The sequence below is a fragment of the Paracoccus binzhouensis genome (assembly GCF_016446475.1).
Classification (GTDB): domain Bacteria; phylum Pseudomonadota; class Alphaproteobacteria; order Rhodobacterales; family Rhodobacteraceae; genus Paracoccus; species Paracoccus binzhouensis.
Genome location: NZ_JAEHFP010000001.1, coordinates 88,012 through 108,424 on the forward strand (window position 1 = coordinate 88,012; position 20,413 = coordinate 108,424).

23 protein-coding genes are annotated in these 20,413 nt (G+C 68.8%); 2 read left to right on the plus strand and 21 right to left on the minus strand.

From position 1 onward, the window contains the following. Positions 1–74 precede the first annotated feature (74 nt). The 5 genes from I9P22_RS00425 to I9P22_RS00445 are packed head-to-tail and all read right to left on the minus strand — an operon-like array spanning position 75 to position 6,438. The gene (locus tag I9P22_RS00425) at positions 75–2,153 is read right to left on the minus strand and encodes a prohead protease/major capsid protein fusion protein (RefSeq protein ID WP_199257460.1); all 2,079 of its coding nucleotides are present in this window, start codon (positions 2,151–2,153) and stop codon (positions 75–77) included. 5 nt (positions 2,154–2,158) lie between these two features. Continuing rightward, complete coding sequence (locus tag I9P22_RS00430; protein WP_199257461.1) at positions 2,159–3,715, minus strand: phage portal protein; 1,557 nt, start codon at positions 3,713–3,715, stop codon at positions 2,159–2,161. After that, on the minus strand, positions 3,715–3,924 hold the full coding sequence (locus I9P22_RS00435; RefSeq protein WP_023851464.1) for a phage head-tail joining protein: 210 nt from the start codon (positions 3,922–3,924) through the stop codon (positions 3,715–3,717). The genes I9P22_RS00430 and I9P22_RS00435 overlap by 1 nt, the downstream gene beginning before the upstream one ends. A gap of 2 nt (positions 3,925–3,926) precedes the next feature. Then, complete coding sequence (locus I9P22_RS00440) at positions 3,927–5,930, minus strand: phage terminase large subunit family protein (protein WP_199257462.1); 2,004 nt, start codon at positions 5,928–5,930, stop codon at positions 3,927–3,929. Continuing rightward, the gene (locus I9P22_RS00445) at positions 5,878–6,438 is read right to left on the minus strand and encodes a hypothetical protein (RefSeq protein ID WP_199257463.1); all 561 of its coding nucleotides are present in this window, start codon (positions 6,436–6,438) and stop codon (positions 5,878–5,880) included. The genes I9P22_RS00440 and I9P22_RS00445 overlap by 53 nt, the downstream gene beginning before the upstream one ends. Positions 6,439–6,549: 111 nt before the next feature. Here I9P22_RS00445 and I9P22_RS00450 point away from each other — a divergent pair, with 111 nt between their 5' ends. After that, a complete protein-coding gene (locus I9P22_RS00450; protein WP_085378164.1) occupies positions 6,550–6,774 on the plus strand; it encodes a hypothetical protein in 225 nt (74 codons plus the stop codon). Between the two features lie 90 nt (positions 6,775–6,864). After that, on the plus strand, positions 6,865–7,437 hold the full coding sequence (locus I9P22_RS00455) for a DUF3489 domain-containing protein (protein WP_199257464.1): 573 nt from the start codon (positions 6,865–6,867) through the stop codon (positions 7,435–7,437). A 53-nt stretch (positions 7,438–7,490) separates the two neighbouring features. Here the strand turns inward: I9P22_RS00455 and I9P22_RS00460 are convergent, their stop codons facing one another. From I9P22_RS00460 to I9P22_RS00535, 16 genes are all read right to left on the minus strand, one after another. After that, on the minus strand, positions 7,491–7,715 hold the full coding sequence (locus I9P22_RS00460) for a DUF7220 family protein (RefSeq protein WP_089412756.1): 225 nt from the start codon (positions 7,713–7,715) through the stop codon (positions 7,491–7,493). Next, entirely contained in the window at positions 7,697–8,716 is a 1,020-nt protein-coding gene (locus tag I9P22_RS00465; RefSeq protein ID WP_199257465.1) for a DNA cytosine methyltransferase, read from the minus strand. The genes I9P22_RS00460 and I9P22_RS00465 overlap by 19 nt, the downstream gene beginning before the upstream one ends. Continuing rightward, on the minus strand, positions 8,716–10,041 hold the full coding sequence (locus I9P22_RS00470) for a site-specific DNA-methyltransferase (protein WP_199257466.1): 1,326 nt from the start codon (positions 10,039–10,041) through the stop codon (positions 8,716–8,718). The genes I9P22_RS00465 and I9P22_RS00470 overlap by 1 nt, the downstream gene beginning before the upstream one ends. Before the next feature lie 416 nt (positions 10,042–10,457). Further along, the gene (locus I9P22_RS00475; protein ID WP_199257467.1) at positions 10,458–10,838 is read right to left on the minus strand and encodes a DUF6362 family protein; all 381 of its coding nucleotides are present in this window, start codon (positions 10,836–10,838) and stop codon (positions 10,458–10,460) included. After that, on the minus strand, positions 10,831–11,031 hold the full coding sequence (locus tag I9P22_RS00480) for a hypothetical protein (RefSeq protein WP_199257468.1): 201 nt from the start codon (positions 11,029–11,031) through the stop codon (positions 10,831–10,833). The genes I9P22_RS00475 and I9P22_RS00480 overlap by 8 nt, the downstream gene beginning before the upstream one ends. Next, the gene (locus I9P22_RS00485; protein ID WP_233253105.1) at positions 11,028–11,567 is read right to left on the minus strand and encodes a hypothetical protein; all 540 of its coding nucleotides are present in this window, start codon (positions 11,565–11,567) and stop codon (positions 11,028–11,030) included. The genes I9P22_RS00480 and I9P22_RS00485 overlap by 4 nt, the downstream gene beginning before the upstream one ends. Before the next feature lie 340 nt (positions 11,568–11,907). Next, positions 11,908–14,229, minus strand: a complete 2,322-nt coding sequence (locus tag I9P22_RS00490; protein WP_233253106.1) for an AAA family ATPase — start codon at positions 14,227–14,229, stop codon at positions 11,908–11,910. Beyond that, positions 14,226–14,996 carry a PD-(D/E)XK nuclease family protein gene (locus I9P22_RS00495; protein ID WP_199257470.1) on the minus strand — a complete coding sequence of 257 codons (771 nt, stop codon included), beginning with the start codon at positions 14,994–14,996 and terminating at the stop codon, positions 14,226–14,228. Before I9P22_RS00495 ends, I9P22_RS00490 begins: the two co-directional genes overlap by 4 nt. Beyond that, positions 14,993–15,199, minus strand: a complete 207-nt coding sequence (locus tag I9P22_RS00500; RefSeq protein ID WP_050474573.1) for a DUF6511 domain-containing protein — start codon at positions 15,197–15,199, stop codon at positions 14,993–14,995. Before I9P22_RS00500 ends, I9P22_RS00495 begins: the two co-directional genes overlap by 4 nt. 207 nt (positions 15,200–15,406) lie before the next feature. After that, complete coding sequence (locus I9P22_RS00505; protein ID WP_199257471.1) at positions 15,407–17,101, minus strand: DEAD/DEAH box helicase; 1,695 nt, start codon at positions 17,099–17,101, stop codon at positions 15,407–15,409. A gap of 14 nt (positions 17,102–17,115) precedes the next feature. Continuing rightward, the gene (locus I9P22_RS00510; RefSeq protein WP_199257472.1) at positions 17,116–17,739 is read right to left on the minus strand and encodes a hypothetical protein; all 624 of its coding nucleotides are present in this window, start codon (positions 17,737–17,739) and stop codon (positions 17,116–17,118) included. A gap of 101 nt (positions 17,740–17,840) precedes the next feature. Beyond that, entirely contained in the window at positions 17,841–18,716 is an 876-nt protein-coding gene (locus tag I9P22_RS00515; RefSeq protein WP_199257473.1) for an ATP-binding protein, read from the minus strand. Further along, entirely contained in the window at positions 18,716–19,012 is a 297-nt protein-coding gene (locus tag I9P22_RS00520; protein WP_199257474.1) for a hypothetical protein, read from the minus strand. Before I9P22_RS00520 ends, I9P22_RS00515 begins: the two co-directional genes overlap by 1 nt. 38 nt (positions 19,013–19,050) lie before the next feature. After that, positions 19,051–19,245, minus strand: coding sequence for a hypothetical protein (locus tag I9P22_RS00525; protein ID WP_018303655.1), 195 nt, complete (start codon positions 19,243–19,245; stop codon positions 19,051–19,053). Positions 19,246–19,329: 84 nt separating this feature from the next. Next, complete coding sequence (locus tag I9P22_RS00530) at positions 19,330–20,052, minus strand: RNA polymerase sigma factor (RefSeq protein WP_199257475.1); 723 nt, start codon at positions 20,050–20,052, stop codon at positions 19,330–19,332. 99 nt (positions 20,053–20,151) lie between these two features. Next, complete coding sequence (locus I9P22_RS00535; protein WP_199257476.1) at positions 20,152–20,397, minus strand: hypothetical protein; 246 nt, start codon at positions 20,395–20,397, stop codon at positions 20,152–20,154. Between the last annotated feature and the right edge of the window lie 16 nt (positions 20,398–20,413).

A 20,413-nucleotide genomic window follows, 5' to 3' on the forward strand; every position in this document is an offset into this window, starting at 1 on the left:
GATGGGGATCCTCGTGGAAAGACGAAGGGCGGCCCGTCAGGACCGCCCGTGTGTCAGAGTTCAGGAAGCGCGGTTTACGCGCCCGGGTTCTTGTAGAGGCCGCGCCAGTCGATGGCCTTGGCGCCGAAGTCGAGGCGGCACTTGATCTCGACCCCATCGACGTCGAAGCCGTTGCGGGTCTCGATGTAGGCGCCCTGCTGACCCTCGAGATAGGCGTACTCGATGGTGTCGATCTGGTTCGGGCTGGCCGCCAGATACCAGGCGGTCTCGCTGGCGGCGTCGAGCCGGGGCTCGCTGATCGGCGCGAGGGTGCGGATCGACTGCGGCACCACGCTGGACGTCGCGGCGGGCACGAGGTTCTGGGCGACCAGCTGCTCGGCCTTCAGTTCGAGCGAGGCGGGCACGATCAGGAACGCGGGCCGAACGTTCAGCACCGTCTTCTTGTCGAGCCCGGTCTGCTTGGCCATGGCGGCACGGGCCGCGCCGACGCTGCTCACGTCGAGCGCCGCGCCGGTTCCCGCGAGGTTCTTGTGGGTGGTGTGGAACAGCGCGTTGCCGTCGGCCATCGCCGGGTTGGCGGTGATGATCCCCCAGACCACGTCCGACTCCAGCTGAGCGATGGAGTTTCCGTACATCGCCGGGATACGGGTGAAGGCGTCGAGATCGTCGTTGATCAGCGTCTGGCGGGTGATGGCGACCACCCGGCCATAGGTCTTGACCTTGTAGCTCTCCTTGCTCTCGCCGAGCGTGCCGCGCTTGAACTCGCCGCTCTCGCCGACTTCCAGCAGCTGCGGGGCCTCACCGAGCTGGGCCCGATGCATGGCCTTGAAGTCCGTCGCCAGCACCTGGCGGCAGAACAGCATGAAGGTGCGGGGATAGGCCTCGTAGGCCTGCCGCAGCGTCTTGTTGGTGACGGCCGACAGGATCTCGGGGAAGTCCGAGGTCGAATGCAGCGCGCGCGTCGCCACCTCGTCGCGCGACAGGCCGCGCGTGTTGACCCCGGCGTTGCCGAGGCTTTCGCGGGCCAGTTCCAGCAGGGTCATGCCGCGATACTGCCGGGCGGCGTCCTCCAGCTGGAACAGCGTCGGGCTGTAGCGGTGCAGGAGCGCGTTCGCCACCGCGTCGCGGCGGGTGATGTGTTCGTCCCGGCCGCCGAGGGTCACGGAGACATGGGGGAAGGTCCGGGTCTCGTCGGATTTGGCGGCGACCTGATCGAGGATCAGGCGGCGGGACTCGTCCACGCTGACGCCGCGCTTGACCAGATCCTCGGCGAAGCCGCGCTCGAGGTTCAGCCGCCCGGCCAGATCGTAGATGGTGGAGACGCGGTCTCGTTCGGCCTCTCGGGCGCGGGTCGCGACGACTTCGGTGTCGGGCGCGGGAGTTGCCTGCGTCTTCGGCTGGCTGCGCGTCTCACTTGCTTGGACCTTCGGTTCGCTGGCCGCGACGTTCGGTTCGGGCGCAGCCGCTTTCGGCTCGGTCATGGCGGTGTCCTCGGTTTCGACCGGCTCGGTCGGCTGGGTGTTGGCGGGGGTTGCGGCGTCGCTCGCCGGGGTCTGGGTCTTGTTCGTCATCGGGGTCGGTCCTTTCGTGCTTGAAGGGGCGTCCCGGCGGTGAAGGACGCAGTCGTGAAGGGGATGCTGGGCGCGGAAGCCCGCTGCTGGGTCGGCCCCGACCGCGACGGCGGAGACCTCGAAGGGCGTCCAGTCGACGGCGCGCCAGAGTTCGCGGGAGGCCTCGGGTTTCGAGACCTCGAAGCGGTGGACCTGGTAGCCGATGGAGACCGCGCGGATGTGCCCAGCCTGGATGTCGCGCCAGATCGGCTCGACATCGGCGCGTTCGCTGATCCGCACCAGCGCGATGCCGCGGCCGTTCTCGATCCGCGCCGAACCCGGTACGACCGAGCCGATCACCGCGTCGAGCGTGTCGAGCTCGTGCACCTTCAGGAACGGCGCGCCCGCGTTCAGTCGGTCGAGGCGGACATGGGCGGGATCGAGGCTCAGCTCCTCGTCATAGGGCTCGCCGAAGAAGGTCGCGCGGCGGACGCGGGCCCCGGCCGACCAGACCACCTCGACGGTGCGGCTGTCGGCATCGGCCGTGTTCGGCGCAAGCTCCGCCGACCGGCGCATGGCCGGCAGTTCGATCATCGTGTCCATGAAGGTCAGTCCTGTTGGTCGGCCTGCGCCGGATTGGTTTCCGCGTCGGCGGAGGGATCGTTGGCGTTGGTGTCGTCGGCAGCGGTATCGGTCGCCGGATCGCCGGTCTGCGCGCTGCCGGTCTTGGTGACGCGGCGAGGGTCGCTGTCGAGGACCAACCCCAGCGCGTCGAGCTTGGCGTTGGTCGCCGCGATCTCGGCCAGCACGGCGTCGGGGTTGCGGCCCTGCCGGGCGATCACCTCGGCCAGCGTCATGGTGCCCGAGCGGATGGACAGCAGGTTCGCCATCGCGTCCTTCTGCGGATCGACCGCCTCGAACTTCGGCGGCGACCATTCCACAGGCACGATCGGCGACGGGATCTGCCCCGCCGCCCATGCGGCTTCCGTGAACCACCGCCACACCGGGGCGCAGAACATCGGGATGAACAGCTGCCATTGGACGGCGTCGATCTGGCGGCGGAACTCCACGAGACCCGCCCGGATCGAGGAGTAGTTCACTTGGGACAGGTCCCCCGTCAGCAGCTCGTAGGGCACGCGGAAGCCTGCCGAGATCGTGTGCAGGCTCGCGCGCTTGTATTCGCCGTAGCCGCCGGTGGCCGACGGCTGGTTGAAGCGGATGTCCTTGCCGCCGCGGGCATAGGCGATCAGCCCCGGCTCGAACTGTTCCACCCGGTTGCCATCGGCGTCGACTACCGTGGGCGCGATACCCTGCTGCGCCTCGTCGTCGCCGAAGACGATGGCGGTGACGCAGGCCTCGGTCTTCTTGCGAACCAGTTCGGCCACTTCATAGTCGTCGAGATCACGCAACGACCGGATCACCGGCGCGCCCCAGGGGACGCCGCGCGCTTGCGTGCGCTGCTTCTCGTAGACATGGGCGATCTCGGTCGCGGGGACCGGGCGGCTCTGCAACCCGTTCTGCAAGGCCCCGTAGGCGTCGCCCGGATGCTCGGCATGCAGCCAGTAAGCCCGGCGCTTCCCGACCGGGTCGAACTCGATCCCCTGCACGAGGCGCCCTGCGCCGAGGGCTCCGGACTTGGTGGCGTCGAGGAAGTCGGCTTCCAGCACCTGCAATTGCAGCGGCACCGGCAGGCCGTCGCTCGCGCGCCGCAGGCGGCGGCGCACCAGAACCTCGCCCGCCTCGACCATCTCCCGGCAGATCAGCGTCTGCAGGCCATAGAAGTCAAGCTGGCCATCGGCGTCGCAGTCCGCCGTCCAGCGTTCGAAGAGCGCATCGACCTTCCGGTCCAGCTTGTCGTCGCCGCTGGCGGCGCGCGGCATGATGCCCGCGCCGATGATGTTGTTCACCAGCACCGCCACAGCCTTCGCCGCGTGCGGGTTGTTGCGCACCAGATCGCGCATTCGGTCGCGCAGCAGCGCCCCGGCAACGCCGATCTCGGTGTCGGCGGAGGATCCCGGCGCGCGCCAGCCCTCGGTCCGCCGCCCGCGCGCCGCGCCGTCATAGCCCCGCGTCAGGGTCTCGAACGCCTGACGCGCCATCACGCGGCGGGCGGCCATGCGCGGCGCCACCGTGGCGATGGCGTGATCGAACCAGGTCGCCGACATCATCGATCCCCGCGCGAGAAGCCCGCCAGCCCCGCCACCGGCAGCGGTCGGCTGACGCCCGCGATGGCGCGCTCGATGGTCCGGATGCGGGCCAGCAGATCCTCGGCCGAACCGTAATCCACCGACTTGCCGTCGTAGCTGACCCGGGTCGTGCCGCTGGCATAGGCCCTGCGCAACGCCGAGAGCTCGGTTTCCGTCCAGTCGGTCATGTTCAAAACCATCCTCCACGCCGCCCGAACCAGTCGGAGCGGCGCTTGCCTTGCGGGGCCTGTCCCGGCCGGTTGATCTGTCCGGCGGGATCGGTGTCGGTGGGGGCCGCCCCGAGCTGATCCTCGAGGTCGCGCCATTTCGCCTCAGACCAGCGGTCCGCGCCCGCGATCCAGGCGGCGGCGCGGGCATAGACCCGGCAATCCAGCGCCTCGTTGCGCTCGCGGAGCTTCTGCCATTCGAGCCGGGCAAAGCCGCGTTTCGTACGCACCGTCACCAACTGCTCGGCCACGAACTGCTTCAGCCATTCGTTCTCGACCCAGTGCGGCAGGTGCACCGAGCCGGGCGGGAACGCCGCCCCGTCTGCCGTGTCTTCCTCGGTCGGCCGCGCCAGCCGCAGGAAGCGGTAGGTCTCGGCCTTGAAGGTCGACACCGCCACGGTCCAGAGCCGGGCTCCGCGACGCAGGCGTTTGCCGCCCTCGGTCGCGTCGACGAAGGTCGGGCCCGAGACCGGGCTCGAGCGGTTGAACCCCTCGACCCCCTTCACCGGCGACACCTGCGCGAAGCCTTGCGCCCGCGACCAGGAATAGACCGCCGGGGCCTCGTAGCCGGTGTCGATGGCCAGCCGCGCGATCCGAAGATGCGCGTTGCGCTCGTGCGGCCAGGACCGGTCCAGCAGCGAGGTAAGTTCCGACCAGGCGTCATGCCGATCCGGCCCGCCCTCGATTACGACGTGATCGACGAGCCAGCTTTCGAGCCCGCGGCCCCAGGCCCAGACATCGACCTCGATCCGGTCCTTCTGCACATCGGCCCCGGCGGTTAGGAACAACCCGCCAGCTGGCACCGTGCCGGATGTCCAGCGCTCGCGGCGGTCGTAGAGCCGCTGCCAGTCTGGAGCCTCGCCGGTCTCGACCCATGTCTCGCCGAGGATCGTGTTGCGGAACGCCTTGATCGCCTCGTCGGACCCCTGCGCCGCGTCCCATGCCCGCACGATCCGCTCCCAGCTCAGCCAGCCGATCGGCGAGTAGAGCGCCGAGAGGTGATACCCGACCGTGGTCGGATCGGCGGCCGTGGCGGTCGCCCGCCATTCGCCGCCCTCCAGCATCGCCGTCTTGTGGTGTTCGGCGATGGGCGTCTCGCAGCCCTCGCAGTGATACTCCGCCGTCTCCGGACGGCCCTTCTGCCAGCGCAGCCGGTCGAACTTCAGCCACTGCATCGCGCCGCAATGCGGGCATGGCACGAAGAACCTTCGCTGGTCGGACGCCTCGAACTCGCGCTCGATGCGCGACAGCCCCCGGATGGTGGGCGTGGACACAAGGAACACCTTGCGCCGGTGGGCGAAGGTCAGCGACCGCGCCTCGGCCAACGTGACCGGGTCGCCTTCCTCGTCAGCGGACGCGGGATAGGCGTCGACCTCGTCGAGGAAGATGTACCGCGCGGGCGTCGAGCGCAGCCCGACCGCCGAGTTCGCGCCTGTCATGATCAGGATGCCGCCCGCGAATTCCTTGGACAGCATCGTGTTGCCCGCATCGCGGGAGCGCGCGGGTTTCACCCGCTCCCGCAGCTCGGGGCTCTCGTCGATCAGCGGGTCGATCCGCTGGCGCGAGTTGCGCTTGGCCAGTTCCACCGTCGGCTGGACCGCGAGCATCGGGCCCGGCGCCTGGTGGATGGCGAAGCCGATCCAGTTGTTCCCGGCCTCGGTCGCGCCGACCTGCGCGGCCTTCATGAACACGATCCGCTGGGTCGGATCGCCGGGCGACAGCCGGTCCATGATCTCGCGCATGTAGGGCGTGCGCACCGTGCGATATCGTCCGGGCTCGGCCGATGCGCGGCCCGAGAGCATCCGGTGCCGGTCCGCCCATTCCGAAACGGTCAGGTCCGGGTCGGGCCGCAGCCCGTTGCCCCAGGCGCGCAGGATCTCGCCCGCGCCGTCGAAGTCCGTCAGGCTATCATCGTCACCGGAAGTCGGGCCGGACCTCGGCGAGTTCGTCGAGGTGGGCGCGTACATGTTTCTCCAGGACCTTCTGCATCGCGGCAGGCTCGACACCGAGCTCGGCCGCCATCAGCGCCGCCGCACGCGCGGGCCACGTCACCCATGCGTCCCGTTCCTCCCGCGCCAGCCGGAACACCAGCGCCAGCGCGCGGGCCCGCTCGATCAACTCTCCCTTCAGCTTCTGCAGACGGATGCGCCGCTCCTGCGCTTTCAGCACCTCGTTCGCGGTCTTCGCCTGCAGGAAGGTCGTGCCGCCGCCGACCGCCGGGACCGCCAGCCCCTGTTCGCGGAGCGTGTCTCCGACCGCGGCCACCGCCGCCTCGGGGACCGGCTTCAGCTTCGGCGCTGGCGGCTTGCGGGTCTTTGACGGGTCCGTCGTCTCGGAACGCCTCGCGTCGCTGGCAGCTGCGTTGATGCTGCCGTCGGGATAAAGGACCAGCCGCTCGGCCGTCTTCGCTTTCTGGATCGCGCCACGCGACAACCCGACATGCGCGGCGTACTGGCGCTCGCTCATGCCCTGCATCGACGGCTCCGATTGTCATTCAGATTCATGCGCTTATCGAGTTGATAAGCGTCGCGGACAGAGGGAACGTGTCTCCAGAAGGACGATGCAACTCACCACGGAGCCAGCCCGATGACCCGCCGCGCGACCGACAACACGAAAGCCCTCGACGCCTTCATCGCCGCGAAGACCGAGATCGACGCAATGCTGGAACGCCTCGCCGCCCTCAGCGCGGACCATTTCGAGACCAGCCCCGACGAGATCAACTGGGGCCATGTCGGCACCCTGAACCACTACCGCGCCAAGCTGCGCGAGATCACCGACATGGCCTTCAGCGAAGGCGAACACGCCGAGTGAGACGACCCGCTCCCGGTCCCGCCCGCCGACTGGCGGGCTCGGCCTCGTAGAAGGGCCCGCATTCCGCGCGCCCCGATACGGGAGACGACGATGACCCAGCTTTCCGACACTCAAGCCATCATCCTCAGTGCCGCCGCACAGCGCGAGGACCGCATCGCCTTGCCGCTGCCCGAGAGCCTGCGGGGTGGCGCCGCCGCCAAGGTGATCAGCGCGATGCTCACCAAGGGCTTCCTCGAAGAGGTCGACACTGATCTGCGCAAGGGTGAGTCCGTCTGGCGCGAGACCGGCGACGGCCATGGCGTCACGCTGGTCGCCACCGACGCAGGCCTCGCCGCAATCGGAATCGAGCCCGAGGACGCGGACACCGCGCCTGCGGGGGCGACGGACGCGCCGACCGAAGAGCCGGCGCCGGACACCCCCACCGGACCCGAAGCCGCGCCCAAGGCGCGCGCACCGCGCGAGGGCACCAAGCAGGCCACCCTGATTGCCATGCTGCGCGCGCCGGATGGCGCGACCATCGACGAGATTTCCGCCGCCCTGCAGTGGAGGCCTCACACGACGAGGGGCGCGATGGCCGGGGCGCTGAAGAAAAAGCTGGGGCTCGAAGTCACCTCCGAGAAGGTCGAGGGGCGCGGACGGGTCTACAAGTTGCCCGCCGCTTGACGCACGCGGACCCGATGAGAAAACGACCGCCGTCCCTCGGGGTCGGCGGTTGCTCATCTGGCGCTCCGCATCCGGATCGCCTCGAACAGACGCCGCAGCAGGAACCCACGTGCCAGAGAGATGCCGACGAACGCAAGGCCGATGGTCAGATGCTCACCTAGGCCGGTCTCGATCCCGAACCACGGGAACACGACGATCTGCGTGGCGATGGCCAGCACATAGCCGATCACGACATTCGTCACGGATTCGGCCAAGGACATCAGGCGGCTCTGCTGCATCGCAATCCCTCCGACAGGCATTCCAGAAAGGCCGTCACGAACTCCGCCGCGAGCGGCGGCACGATCGCATTGCCGTAGCCCCTGAGCAGCCCCATGCGGCCGGGTATCCCATCAGCCAGCGGGAATGTTCCGGGCTCAACCGGTCGCCAGCGTCCGTCCCGGCAGCGGAGCCAGTCAGGGTCTCGCCAGACGCCGTCCGTCGCGCCGGCCCCGGCGGGATTGACGAGGGGTCCGTCCAGGTCAACAACTTCACCGTCCTGCGGCTGGCATCGGTGTTGCCGGCCGCGTTGTAGCGCTCCGTAGCCGGTGTCCCTGCCATCGGTGTCGGCCAGCCTGCCAGCCAGACCTGCCTCCCCAGCAGCGCGTTGATCGGCACCGCCGGACATTCCGATCCGTCCTTGTGGTCCCGCGCCGAGGCCGTGGCCCAGCCAGCTATCGCCGGGTTCCATTGCGACGGCGCCGAAGAACAGCCGCTGGCGGATATGCGGGGCGCCGATGCACGCAGCCGGCAGATCGGCCGCCGCGACGGCGTAAGATGCCGCTTCCAAGTCAGTCGCCAGAGCGTCGAACCACGCCCAGTCAGCCGTGCCCTCAGCCGCTGTTCCAGCCGTTCGGCCAGATGGGCCGAGCACCGCCGCGCTGGCGACCTGCTCGCCGAAGACGAGGTCCGGACGGCAGGCGGCAACGAGGCGCAGGAATGCGGGTGCGAGGTGGCGGTCATCGTTCTGTCCCTTGCGCTGCCCGGCCTGGCTGAACGGCTGGCAGGGCGGCGATCCGGTCCAGACCGGCCGGTCCTCGGCCACGCCGGCAAGGCGCAGCGCATGGGGCCAGCCGCCGATCCCGGCGAAGAAATGGCATTGCGTAAAACCCCGCAGGTCGGACGGCTCCACGTCGAGAATGGATCGTTCGTCCACCTCGCCAGCCGGAAGGTGGCCGGCGGCGATGAGGTCCCGCAGCCAGGCGCAGGCGGCGGGGTCGGAATCGTTGTAATAGACGGCCATCAGGCGGCAGCGTCGGTGTCTGTGTCCTCGCCCAGCCGCTCGGCCCTTACGGCTGCGAAGCTCCGGCCATCGCCATCGAGGATCGCCTCGCGCCCCGTGTCTGCCTGCCAGCGTTCGACGGCGACATCGACATAGGCCGGGCTGATCTCCATCGCGAAGACGCGGCGGCCATTGGCCTCGCCCGCCATGATCTGCGATCCGGAGCCCGAGAACGGCTCGTAGCAGAGGCCGCCCCGCGCCACGTGCTGGCGCATGGGAATTCCGAAGGCGTCGAGCGGTTTCGGCGTCGGGTGGTCGGGGCGCTCGTCCTTGGCGAAGGACGGCATCTCCCATGTCGAGGGCAGCGTCTGCTCGGCCACCTTCGGCGGGCGGTTGGGGCGGCGCCAGCCCATGAAGCAAGGCTCGTGCTTCCAGAGGTAATGGGAGCGGGTCAGGACGCCGCGGTCCTTCACCCAGATGATCTGCTGGTGGACGAAGGCCCCGGCCTTTTCCCAGCAGGCTTCCAGCATCGCCTGACGACGTGAGGCGTGCCAGCAATACCATGCGGCGTCCTCGGTGATGGCTTCCGCCACGGCCGCCGCGATGAAGCCGTCGTAGAGATCGGCCCCCTGCGAGCTGTCGTCCCAGGTGACGCCGTAGCTCTGACTCCAGTCCTTGTTGCGTGTTGGATGGTTCGAGCCGTCGTAGTCCACCAAGTACGGCGGGTCGGTCGCGAACAGCACCGCCCGTTCACCATTCATCAGCCGGCGCACGTCGTCGTGGCTGGTGCTGTCGCCGCACAGAAGCCGGTGGTCGCCGAGGATCCAGAGATCGCCCGTCCGCGAAGCCGGATTGCGCGGCGGTTCGGGAATGGTCACCGGCGGCACGGAGCCCCCGGCGCCACCTTCTTGCCCGTCCTCTTCCGGCACGAAGGCCAACAACTTGTCGAGTTCGCCGTCGGAGAAGCCGACCAGCGACAGGTCGAAATCTTCCGCCAGCAGCTCGTTCAGTTCCGCCGACAGCAGCGCCTCGTCCCAGCTGCCGAGTTCGGTCAGCTTGTTGTCCGCGATCCGATAGGCCCGCCGCTGCGCCTCGGTCAGATGCCCCAGCACGATCACCGGTGCCTCGTTCAGGCCAAGCTGTGTCGCGGCCAGCACCCGGCCATGGCCCGCGATCAGCTCGCCGTCCTCGCCCACAAGGCAGGGCACGGTCCAGCCGAACTCGGCCATACTGGCGGCGAGCTTCGCGACCTGGTCGGCACCGTGCAGCTTCGCGTTCTTCGCGTAGGGCTGCAGGCGCGCAAGCGGCCACTGCTCGATCCGCTCGGGGGCGAAGGCGAGGGTCATGAGGAATCCTGTCGATGATGGCGGGGTGGACCCCGGTTCGGTGGAGTCCACCGGCTTCCAGCTGGATTCCGGAGTCCAGGGTATCCACCCCGGAATCCACCAGCCAAGGCGCTGTTATTGCGTTGTTATTTCAGGTTACGTGGTGGCTTCCGGCCGGGGTGGCTTCCCAAAAATCCGGCCCTGTCGCTGGCGATGCGCCGCGCTTCGCCCGCCAGCATACGAATCTCGCCAGGAAGGAACCGGAAACTGCCTCGGGGTGGACCCCGGCCGGACCCTCGCTGGATACCGGGGTCCAGGTGGCCCCCGTCAACGCAAAGGGGAGAGCGAGCTTTCCAGCGCACTCTCCCCATCTTGCCTTCGGAATAGCACGGATCTGTTGCAGATGTCGAAGGAAAAAGTGTTGCAACACATTGGAGTCACTGCGCATTCAGCCGCGCAGCGATCTTGGTCAGCGCCAACTGCCAGCGCCGCCATGCGGTCGTGCGGTCGCACCCCAGTTCCCCGCTGATCTGCTTCCACGGCACACGGGCCGCGCGCGACCAGACCAGCTTGCGCTCCGCCTCCTCGATCCAGAGCACCCAGTCGAAGGTCTGCTCGAGCCGGGTGATCGCGGCGGCCGAGGGCCAGATCCGCATCGGCTGGGGTTCCATCGCCGCGATCTCGCGGCTGGTCCGCACGATGTCGGGCCAGGTGTTGAAGTAGCCCTGCGCCTTGACCGGCGGCAGCTTGCGCAGGGTGCGGAACGCCTCCTCGAAATGATCGGCGACGCAGTCGGCGGTCCATTCGCGATCAGCCATGGCGCGCCTCGCTGTCGGAAGGACGAGGGCCGTAGAGCTTCTCGCCGAGCTGGCGGACCAGTTCACGCTCGGGCCAGGTGAGGCGGTCGTCATCGGCGGAGACCGCGAGGACGCCCTGTTCGTGCCAGCCCTCGCGCTTGACCTGCTCGGGATCCCGGCGGCGACCGCCGTAACCGTGGGGATGCCATCTCATGCGACACCTCCCTTCGTCTCGATCGCCCAGAGCAGGATCGCGATGGCGTCGGCCTCGTTATCGTCGGCCGGGCTGAAGCCGCGGGCGCGGACGGCGGCGACCATGGCGGCCTTGTCGGCGTTGCCCTTGCCAGCGGCATGACGCTTGATCGTGCCGACCGGGACGCCCGCGTAGGGCACGCCGCGCAGCTCGGCCCATGCGGTCAGCGTGGCCATGAGCCCGCCGTAGATGTGGCTGGCATCGGTGCCCGCATGGCGGCGCACCTCCTCGAACCAGATCGCGGCGACAGGACCGGACAGCCGGTCGATCTCGGTCAGCCAATTGGTGAAGCGCAGGTAGCGCATGCCGCCGCCATCAAAGCGGCCGGGGCGCAGCGAGACGGTGCCGCTGGTGACCAGACCGTCATGGCCGCGGATCGCCCAGCCAGTCGCGGTGCCGAGGTCGAGCGCGAGGATGCAGCGGTTGCGGGGCGTGTCGAGCGGCAGCGATTCAAACCTTGCGCCGTCGCAATTGGGGATCAGAGTCGGCTGAGCCATGATGGGTCTCCTTTGCCGGTGGCCTATGGTGGTGGAAGACGACGGCGGTCTGGTGCTTGGCGGTACGGGGCCGCCGTCGTCGGATCGGAAAGCACAACAGACCGTCACGGCGGCGCGCGCGGCTGGCCCGGACGTATGGGAGGAGTGGCCAACCCTGTGGGGTGGCCCTCCCATACGAAGTATGGGGGTTTGACACCTAACTGTTCCGAGGAGGACAAGTGGCTGAAATCATTGCGGAATAAGACTTCATGAAGTCTTCGGGCATGAGTCAGGGACCTAACTCTTATTTGCCCGTAACCCATTGATTTCGTTGAGTGCACAGTTGGCGCTGTCATATGAGTCAGGCCTCACTCATATGAGTTAGGTCGTCCTCAAGCCCCTCCGGGTAGACCCAGACTGCGGGGTTTTCGACCTGCAGGCAGAGCCCGGACTGGGGGCATTTGAAGTGGCTGGGCAGGACCGGACGGGCGGTTGTGGTGACCTCGCCGGTGGCCGGATCGACATGATCGGCGGGTGCGCCGAACTGCATGCCCTCGACGCAGAGGTAGCCGAACCGGGACCGGGTGACGGGGAAGCCGAACCCCGAGGGATCGCGCAGGAACTTCACGAAGCCCTTGGTCGCCAGCACGCTGAGGCGCTCGCGGATCGTATGCTTGCTGCCCAGACCGCCCCGGTTCTCGAAGGTCTCGGCGAACTGCATGGCGGTGTACAGGCGCTCGCTCGCCGCCTCATCCAGCAGCATGCCGAGGATGACATCGTGCTTGCGGAGCCGTTCGGCATCGAGTTTGGTGCCGACCTCCTTGCGCACCAGGCGCTCGTTCATCGGGTTCAGCTCGACCCATTCGCCCTTCACCTTGTCGATCAGCTTGCCCGGCAGCGCGGGGCCGTTCCGCAGCTCGATCTCCAGCCTGCGGACGGAACTGTCCTCGTCTGGCCGATGCATGAGCAGTCCCGAGGTGTAGAAGCCCCGCAGCGCGCTGGCGCCGGAGAGGGCAAGGAAAGGATCGTCCTTGACCTGGTGCTTGCTGGCCTTGCGGGTGTGGTGGGCGAGGATGACGCCCGCATCCGGATTGACCGCCTCGCGGAGAAGCTCCACCCGGTCCTTCAGGAAGAACATCATGGCGGTGTTGTCGTTCTCGCCACCGCCTTCGGGACCGCCGTCGAAGAGGTTGCGGATCGGGTCGATGACGATGATATCGGGCGGCGCGTCGGCGAATGCGGCCCGGATCGCCTCGGCCACGCGGGCGACGCCCTCCGCGTCGAGCAGCAGCTTCAGTTTCGGCGTGGCGATGAAGGTGTCGCGCGCGGCGGCGATCACGGCGGCGGGCAGCGCGATCTGCTGCATGCGCTCGCGCAGGTAGTGATACTGGATCTCGGCCTGCAGGTAGAACTCGCGCAGCGGCCGGGGTGGCGTGAAGCCGAGGAACGGCACGCCAGCGGCCATGTGGACGAGCCAGGAGATCAGGAAGTCGCTCTTGCCGACCTTCGGCGCGCCGCCTAGCACCAGGAGCCCGCCCGGGGTCAGCACGCGGGGACCGATGATGTCCTCGGGCATGGGGCTCGTGTCGTCGAGCAGAGCGCCGAGGGTGAAGGTCGGCAGCGGGCTGGCCGGTGCACCCGCGTTGGCCGCGCGCAGGAGCGGCGGACCGTTGCGCTTCACATGCAGCGCCCAGAGGCGTTCGGACTCGGCCTGCAGCCGATCGAGCGGCCAGGCCGGGCGCAGCATGGCGGCGTTGTAGCCGCAGATCGCCTCCCAGCCCGCGAAGGGGTCGAGGCGGCCCTCGTGCACCAGGCGCACGTAGTGGCCGATGGCGGCGCTGGCCCCCTGGAAGCGGGACCAGTCGTCCACCGCGCCTTCGCGCACCGGCGTGGTAAGCACCGCGTCGATGCCCGGCTTCGATGCTGGTGCGGCAACGTCGCTGGCGAAGCCCACGCCCGGCAGCGGCGGCATCTCGGCGACCCGTTCGGCGAAATCCACGAGATCCACCTCGACGTCGCGATGTTCGCGGATCTGCACGAGGCGCTGATGGCCGTGCTTGTGATAGACGGTGCCGGGCACCCGGATCGGCTGATGCGCCGAGCGGAAATGCGTATCGCCGCCGACCTTCACCGCGATCTCGCCCCGCAGGCGACAAAGGGTGACCAGATCCTCGCCCTCGGCCGGCTCGGTCAGTTTCCACCAGACATGGAGCTTCGCGGCGCCCTCGGGCGTGCGCCCGCCGCTTTCGATGATGAGCGTGGGCGCGCCGAGGTGGCGGGTGACATGGTCCAGCTTGGCCGGGATGTCGCCCGCATCGAGATCGACGACGATGGCCTGCATCTGCAGCACGTCGGCGGCGCGGGCCTGGCCCTGTTCCTCGACCGTGCCGGGAATGACGTAGACCGCCGCCCCCTCGCGGTTGGCCCATGCGGCGAAGGTCGCGAGCTTTCCCGGCGCGGTGTCGTCGGCGGGGATCCAGATGTTGTGCGGCTTGCCATCCCGGCCCTGACCCTTGTCGACGAAGCCGCGGAGCGGGATCAGCCCCTCGCACCAGCTGAACACGGTGTCGAGGAAGACGGCGATCTGCTCGGGGTCGGGGTCGCAACCGAAGGGGTTCTCGGACGGTGGCCCGTCGTTGAAGTCCATCCATGGGTTGAAATGCAGGATGCCGTCGTCGCTCATGCCGGCAGCCCCCAGCAGCGTTCGGACCACGGGCAGAAGCGGCATTCGAAGAAGTCGGGCGAGGTGGCGATGCGCGGCAGCAACTCGCCCGCGTCGGTCGCCTGCAGGATCCGCACGCCCCGGTCGGACATGCGCTGCGCGAGATCGGCGTCGAAGGGCACCAGTTCGTGGTGCATCTCGGCCGTGTCCTTGTTGATCGCGGTGAACACGGCGGACGCGGCGCTGATGCCGGGCACGCTGGTTTCCATGTAGGCCTGATAGACCGCGATCTGGGCGGCGTAGACCGGCTTCGACTTGCTCACGCCGTCCTTGACGCAGGCGCGCCAGTTCTTGGCGTTCATGGTCTTGCATTCCCAGAGAGCGGGAACGGCCAGACCGAAGCCCTCGGGCCCCGCAGCGATGATCCCGTCGACATGACCGCGGATGCGCCCGCCCGCGACCGAGAAGCCGAACTGGCCACCATCGGTACGGTTGCCCTTGCGGGTGTAGAGGTCGAAGCCCGCGCCGCGCAGCCAGGCGACGGCCAGATCCTCGAGCGCGTGGCCGATGGCGAAGATGCGCAGCGACTGGCCGCTGAAGTCCTGGCCCTCGTCCTTCGGCGTCGCCGTGAACTCGAACTGCAAGGCGCGCTCGCAGGCATGGCCGAGGCGCGAGCCGCCGAGATAGTCGCGCGGCGGACGCGTCGCCTGATCGGCGGTGAGCGCCTGATCGACGGCAGCGTTGACCCGGTCGGCGAAGCTGGGGCGATGGTTGTAATCGAGGGTCAAAACGGCACCTCCGGCGTCTGCGCCCGGGCGATGTCGGACATGGCTTCACGGAAGCCTTCGACAGCTTCCTCGATCAGCGCGCGCACCTGCGGCTCGGTCAGGTCGGCGAGCGGAGTGGCCCAGCCGATCTCGTCCATCAGCAGCGCCACGCGCTTCATGGTGGCGGTGATCGCGGCGCGCTCTTCCTCGGTCAGGTCAACCATGGCGAAACGCTCCCGCGCCAAGCGCGTCCAGAAGGACTGGCAGGGCATCGAGCAGAACCAGACCGAGGGCCGGGGCCGCTTCGACCGGTGCGGATCGAACCAGCCAAAACCACGGGTGGGTTGCCGGCAGACAGCACAGAGCGTTCCACGCGGATGCCAGAGTCGCCGCCGGTCCTCGGCCGTGATGGGGGTGGAGGGTGCCATGGGTCATGCCGCCCTCCGTTCGGGAGAGGCCGCCGTGTCGATCAGCTGGCGGATGGCGCGCTTGTTGAAGCCGAAGGTCATCAGCGCGGAGGCGCGGTAGCGCGTCAGCCCGAAGTCGTGGCGGCACTCGGGCGGCAGGTATTGGAGCTGCTTTTCGGTTGGCGGTTGGCGGAGCCAGGAACGGGTCTTGAAGGCGCTTTCGTCGGTCTCGTGGGTGTTCAGCCAGTCATCGGCCTGCGCTAGGCAGACGGTGCGCTCGCCGACACCCAGCAGGTGGGGGCGCTCGCCCTTCGCCCCGCCGATGGCGTACCAGACCCCGTCCAGCCAGAAGATCCCGCCCCAGGCCGCGAAGCCCGTGGCCATCAGCGCGTCGTCCGTGCCGTAGAGGTCGACCCATGCGAAGCTGGACCGCTTCAGCAGGTCGATTTCCGTCATCATGAAGCCCGACAACGGCGCGGCACCGCCGCCTTCACCGGCCTCTTCTTCCTCGCGCGGAAACGCCTCGCCGCAGAGCGGGCATTCGGTGGCGGCCAGTGGGATCTCCGCATCGCAGGCCGGACAGGTCTTGGTCGGCGCTTCACCGGTCTCGGTCTTGCCGTCGAGATCGACATCCTGTTCCAGCGTGCCGTGGATGAGGCTCGACGTCCCGAAATCCAGCACGACGCAGTCGGTCTTGACGATGCCGGGGTGTTCCTCGGGGTCGACGGTGCGCAGGCCGCGCCCGACCATCTGGATCATCGTGGACTTGTAGGAGCTGGGGCGCAGCAGCACGACGCAGGAGGTGGGCGGATGGTCCCAGCCCTCGGTCAGCACCGCCACGTTGACGACGACGCGGATGTCCCCCGCCGCGTAGTCGGCAAGGATCGCCTTGCGGTTCTCGGCCGCCAGATCGCCGTGGATCAGCGCGGCGGACACGCCCGCGGCTTTGAACGCGTCGGTGACATGTTCGGCATGCGCGACGGTGGAGCAGAACACCACGGTCTGCCGTCCTTCGGACCCCGCCTTCTCCTTCCAGTGGCGGATCACCTCGTCGGTGACGGGGGCGCGGTCCATGATGCCCGCCACCTCCGCCATGTCGAAATCCGACATGGTCTTGCGGACGGACCGCAATTCGTCCTGGACACCGACATCGATGACAAAGGTGCGCGGCGGCACCAGGTGGCCCGAGGCGATCAGCTCGCCCAGCCGCACCTGATCGGCGACGTTGTCGAAAACCTCGCGCAGGCCCTTCTTGTCGCCCCGGTTCGGCGTCGCTGTGACCCCGAAGATCCGGGCGTCGGGATTGGCCTCGCGCACCCGGTCAATGATGCGGCGGTAGCTGTCGGCGACGGCATGGTGCGCCTCGTCGACGACCAGCAGGTCGAGGCGCGGCATGTCGGCAAGGTTCGAAGCCCGCGCCAGCGTCGGCACCATGGCGAAGGCGACCTGACCGCCCCAGGACTTCTCTGTGGCGTCGATGACCGATGTGGCCACGCCCGGCACCACGCGCTGGAACTTGGCGCGGTTCTGGGCTGTCAGCTCGTCGCGATGCGCCAGCACGCAAGCCTTGGCGCCGTCGCCGATCATCTCGCCGGTGACCGCCGAGAGCATGATGGTCTTGCCCGCACCGGTGGGCGCCACGCTCAGCGTGTTGCCGCGGGAGGCGAGCGCAGCCACGCTGCGCTCGACGAAGGTTTTCTGGCGGGGGCGCAGGCGCATGGCCGGGATCCCCCTTACTGCGCCCAGCTCGGCCGACCGGCGGCGCCGGGGGCGGAGGCGGGCTGGGTGTGCTGGGTGGCCGTGGTTGGCTGCTGCGGGGCGTGGCCCTGCGCCGGGGCGGGGGCGAACTGCGGCGCGACCGCGCCCATCAGCGCGGCGTAGTCGCGATGGTCGGGCGTGACGGCGGCGCGGATCTCGTTCTTGTCCTCGCCGTTGGTGTCGGTGCCGATGTCGATACGAGCGATGAACTCAACGCCGTCGAGATCGCCGAACCCGTTGATCCGGCGGCGCGCCTGCGCCTCGGGCGAGTTGTCCTTGTCCGACACGCCGCGCGCCGAGTTGAGGATGCCGCGGATCAGGCCGCGCCCCATGTTGGCCCAGTCCGGGCCCTTGGGGCTGTAGAGACCGATCAGCGACCAGATCTTGCGCCGGGCATAGGGCCCCTCGAGCACCGTATATTCGACGTCAAGATAGACGGCGCCGGTGGCGGCGCGGCGCGCCCAGCCGCCGGTCCAGCCCTGCGAGGGGTCGTCGTAGCCGCCGGGCCGCAGTGAGGCCCGCACCTTGGCGAGCGTGCCCTTCGGGATGACGTTGGTGTTGGATTGGGCGGAGTTGAAGTCGTTCCAGGGTCCGGACATTGCGCGGCTCCTTTCAGTTGGAGGGTGGGACGCGCAGCGGCGTCAGTGGGGAAAAGCCACCCCGGCGACCGGATCGGGACACCGGGCGTGGCGCGGTGCGCTCAGCCATGGCCGGGCTCCTGCGCGGGGGCGGGATCGGCCGGGGTCACCGGCGGCCAGGTCAGGCGTTCGGCGGCAGGCGCTGCAGGGCGCTGGATCTTCTCCATCAGCCGGCCGAGATGCGGGGCCTCGACCCTGTCGAGGCGGCCCGAGCGGTCCTTTGCCGGAAAGCCCCAGGGGTTCAGCGTCTGGCAGACGAACGCGCGCTGCGGCTGGCCGCCGGGGTCCGGGATGTCGGCCATGGTGATGACCTGATCCACGATGCCCGGCAGTTCGAGCCCGGTCTTGCTGCCGTCGATCTGCGGCTGGAAGACCTTGCGATTGAAGTCGTCGAGCCGCTCGTCGAGGATGCCCACGAACCAGACATGCTTGCCGCGCGTGTGCTGCAGGTGGGTCAGCCAGCCGATCATCTCGCGGCCATGCAGACCGTAGGCGCCGCGGATGTCGGGCTTGCCGGTCTTCTCGGAGAACGCCTCGGGCTGGCCGCGGCACCACTGGAAGCAGAGCCGCCCCGCAACGGTGATCGAGTCAATGAAGACGGTCTCGTATTTCCCGATCACCGCCGGATCGCCGTAGCGCCCGCAGACCTCGTCGAAATGCGACTGGCTGTAGGGCTGGTCCTCACGCAGCGCCGGATTCGGCCCGCCGATGAACACCGCGAAATCCCGGCATTCCTTCCAGGTGCGGGGCCGGAGCGTGTCGATCTCCAGCCCCTCGACCGCCAGGTCGCCAGCTTCGAGATCGAGGAAGAGCGTGGTCGAGGCGTTCAGCGTCCAGAGCAGGCTGGTCTTGCCGATGCCGGACCGGCCGAAGATGACGCCCTTGATGCCCTTGCGTTGCGCGAGCCGTTCGTCGGCGCCGATGATGGGAAGGGCCATCACTGGCCCTCCTTCTTCATCACCGCCGTGGCGGCGCGATCTGCGCCGATGCACCCCGCCTCGCGGGCGAGCTTGTAGAGGCGCTTCAGCGCGTCGGCGCGGCGGTAGGCGGCCGTGCTCTCGCGCTCCGCCTCCACGATGGCGAAGGCGATCTCGTCGACGGTCGCCTCGATGACAGGCAGCGGCTCGCGCGGCTCGTCACTGGCTCGCTGCGGGAAGGCGATGGTTTCGGGGAGGTCTTCGAGAGCGTAGCTCGCCTTGCGAAGACGGGTGATGTCGTCCGGCTGGTCCGGCATGGCTTTTCTCCGTGAGATGAGGTGATCGAGGAGGCGCATCACGCGGCCTCGCGGACGTCGGGCGCGGGCTCGGCGACGTAGATCGCCAAGAGCGGCGTCCCGTCGGCGTGGGCGCCGGCGTCCTCGATCTGATAGTTGCGGTTGGGCTCGCAGACCTCGGTCAGTTCCCAGCGGCGATAGAGCCCCGGAAGACGCCTGAAATCCTCGAGCGACAGATCGGCAGTGCGGTTCATGCGTGTCTGCTTTCGGTTGGAGGGAAGGCGCTCGGGGCGCTCGAATGGGAAAAGCCACCGGCGAGACCGGCTCGGGACATCGGCTCAGGGGATTTCCTGGAGGGCGTCGTGCAGCCGGCGCATCGCGCGCTGGTACCGCTTGCGAGCGGCGGCCTCGGTCAGCCCCAGTTCGACGGCGATCTCGGCCTGGGAGAAGCCCTCGATCGCCACGCGGATCACCAGCAGGGCGTCGTCGCCGAGCAGCTTCCGCACGGCGCCGTTCAGCTGTGCGTACCCGGCCGCGCCGATCCCGCTGTCGCCGCTGTCCGCCACCTCGTCGGGATCGGCGCCTCTGGCGAGATGTTCGCGCGCCTGGTCGCGCTGGCGGGCGCGGATCATGTCGCGCTCCACGTTGCGCAGCACCGTGGCCGCGATCCAGTTGACGCGGCCGAGGTCGAGGCCGCGCACTGCCTCGGTCGTGCGCCCCAGCACGTCGGAGGCGACCTCGTCGGCGGTGCCGATCCTGCGCCAGATCGACCGGCGCCGGATGGCGTCGAGGCCGGGCCAGAGCGCCAGCAACAGCACCGTCAGGGCGCAGTCGGACGTGGGCCCGTCGCCCTGCGCCGCCCCGACCAGCGCGGCGAGGATCACGTTCTTCCGGGCCGGATCGCCGGTCGTGCGATGCAGCCCGTCCAGCAGGGCCGCCGGATCCCGGAACGGTGTGAGGGCAGCCTGCGCACGCCGGACGGCGTCGAAACTGCGCTGGAAGTGAAGGTTGGAAGAAGAATGCATGAGGTGATCACGGATCTCGTGCCACGCGAAGGACATCGGACGCCTGCCTTGCGGCCAGGCGTCCGGCGCCTTCTCGTGGCCAGGTCAGGACGTCGCGCGTCTCTGCGATTTCAGGGTGTTGGGTGAAAGCGCGTGTCAGCGCGCGGGTGCGGTCGCGTTGTTCAGCGTGCCGCAGCCCCGACAGGTGGCCTGCACCGGGAAGCCCACGAGATACTCGTGCCCCCGCGCGAAGCGCAGGTGCATGCGGCCGTCCCGGCAGACGCCGAGCAGCTTGTCACAGCGCGTGCAGCGCCATTCCGAGTTGTGGGTGGTGGGCTTGGTCTTCGCGGCGCCGGACCAGCTCGTCTGGGCTGCCTGGCGCGGGGGGAAGGGAGTCGGCATCGGGGTGCTCCTCTGA

Coding starts and splice junctions, on each gene's coding strand:
- I9P22_RS00425 (WP_199257460.1), bottom strand. CDS start 2,153: ATGGACACGATGATCGAACTGCCGGCCATGCGCCGGTCGGCGGAGCTT.
- I9P22_RS00430 (WP_199257461.1), bottom strand. CDS start 3,715: ATGTCGGCGACCTGGTTCGATCACGCCATCGCCACGGTGGCGCCGCGC.
- I9P22_RS00435 (WP_023851464.1), bottom strand. CDS start 3,924: ATGACCGACTGGACGGAAACCGAGCTCTCGGCGTTGCGCAGGGCCTAT.
- I9P22_RS00440 (WP_199257462.1), bottom strand. CDS start 5,930: ATGTACGCGCCCACCTCGACGAACTCGCCGAGGTCCGGCCCGACTTCC.
- I9P22_RS00445 (WP_199257463.1), bottom strand. CDS start 6,438: ATGCAGGGCATGAGCGAGCGCCAGTACGCCGCGCATGTCGGGTTGTCG.
- I9P22_RS00450 (WP_085378164.1), top strand. CDS start 6,550: ATGACCCGCCGCGCGACCGACAACACGAAAGCCCTCGACGCCTTCATC.
- I9P22_RS00455 (WP_199257464.1), top strand. CDS start 6,865: ATGACCCAGCTTTCCGACACTCAAGCCATCATCCTCAGTGCCGCCGCA.
- I9P22_RS00460 (WP_089412756.1), bottom strand. CDS start 7,715: ATGCAGCAGAGCCGCCTGATGTCCTTGGCCGAATCCGTGACGAATGTC.
- I9P22_RS00465 (WP_199257465.1), bottom strand. CDS start 8,716: ATGGCCGTCTATTACAACGATTCCGACCCCGCCGCCTGCGCCTGGCTG.
- I9P22_RS00470 (WP_199257466.1), bottom strand. CDS start 10,041: ATGACCCTCGCCTTCGCCCCCGAGCGGATCGAGCAGTGGCCGCTTGCG.
- I9P22_RS00475 (WP_199257467.1), bottom strand. CDS start 10,838: ATGGCTGATCGCGAATGGACCGCCGACTGCGTCGCCGATCATTTCGAG.
- I9P22_RS00480 (WP_199257468.1), bottom strand. CDS start 11,031: ATGAGATGGCATCCCCACGGTTACGGCGGTCGCCGCCGGGATCCCGAG.
- I9P22_RS00485 (WP_233253105.1), bottom strand. CDS start 11,567: ATGGCTCAGCCGACTCTGATCCCCAATTGCGACGGCGCAAGGTTTGAA.
- I9P22_RS00490 (WP_233253106.1), bottom strand. CDS start 14,229: ATGAGCGACGACGGCATCCTGCATTTCAACCCATGGATGGACTTCAAC.
- I9P22_RS00500 (WP_050474573.1), bottom strand. CDS start 15,199: ATGGTTGACCTGACCGAGGAAGAGCGCGCCGCGATCACCGCCACCATG.
- I9P22_RS00505 (WP_199257471.1), bottom strand. CDS start 17,101: ATGCGCCTGCGCCCCCGCCAGAAAACCTTCGTCGAGCGCAGCGTGGCT.
- I9P22_RS00510 (WP_199257472.1), bottom strand. CDS start 17,739: ATGTCCGGACCCTGGAACGACTTCAACTCCGCCCAATCCAACACCAAC.
- I9P22_RS00515 (WP_199257473.1), bottom strand. CDS start 18,716: ATGGCCCTTCCCATCATCGGCGCCGACGAACGGCTCGCGCAACGCAAG.
- I9P22_RS00520 (WP_199257474.1), bottom strand. CDS start 19,012: ATGCCGGACCAGCCGGACGACATCACCCGTCTTCGCAAGGCGAGCTAC.
- I9P22_RS00525 (WP_018303655.1), bottom strand. CDS start 19,245: ATGAACCGCACTGCCGATCTGTCGCTCGAGGATTTCAGGCGTCTTCCG.
- I9P22_RS00530 (WP_199257475.1), bottom strand. CDS start 20,052: ATGTCCTTCGCGTGGCACGAGATCCGTGATCACCTCATGCATTCTTCT.
- I9P22_RS00535 (WP_199257476.1), bottom strand. CDS start 20,397: ATGCCGACTCCCTTCCCCCCGCGCCAGGCAGCCCAGACGAGCTGGTCC.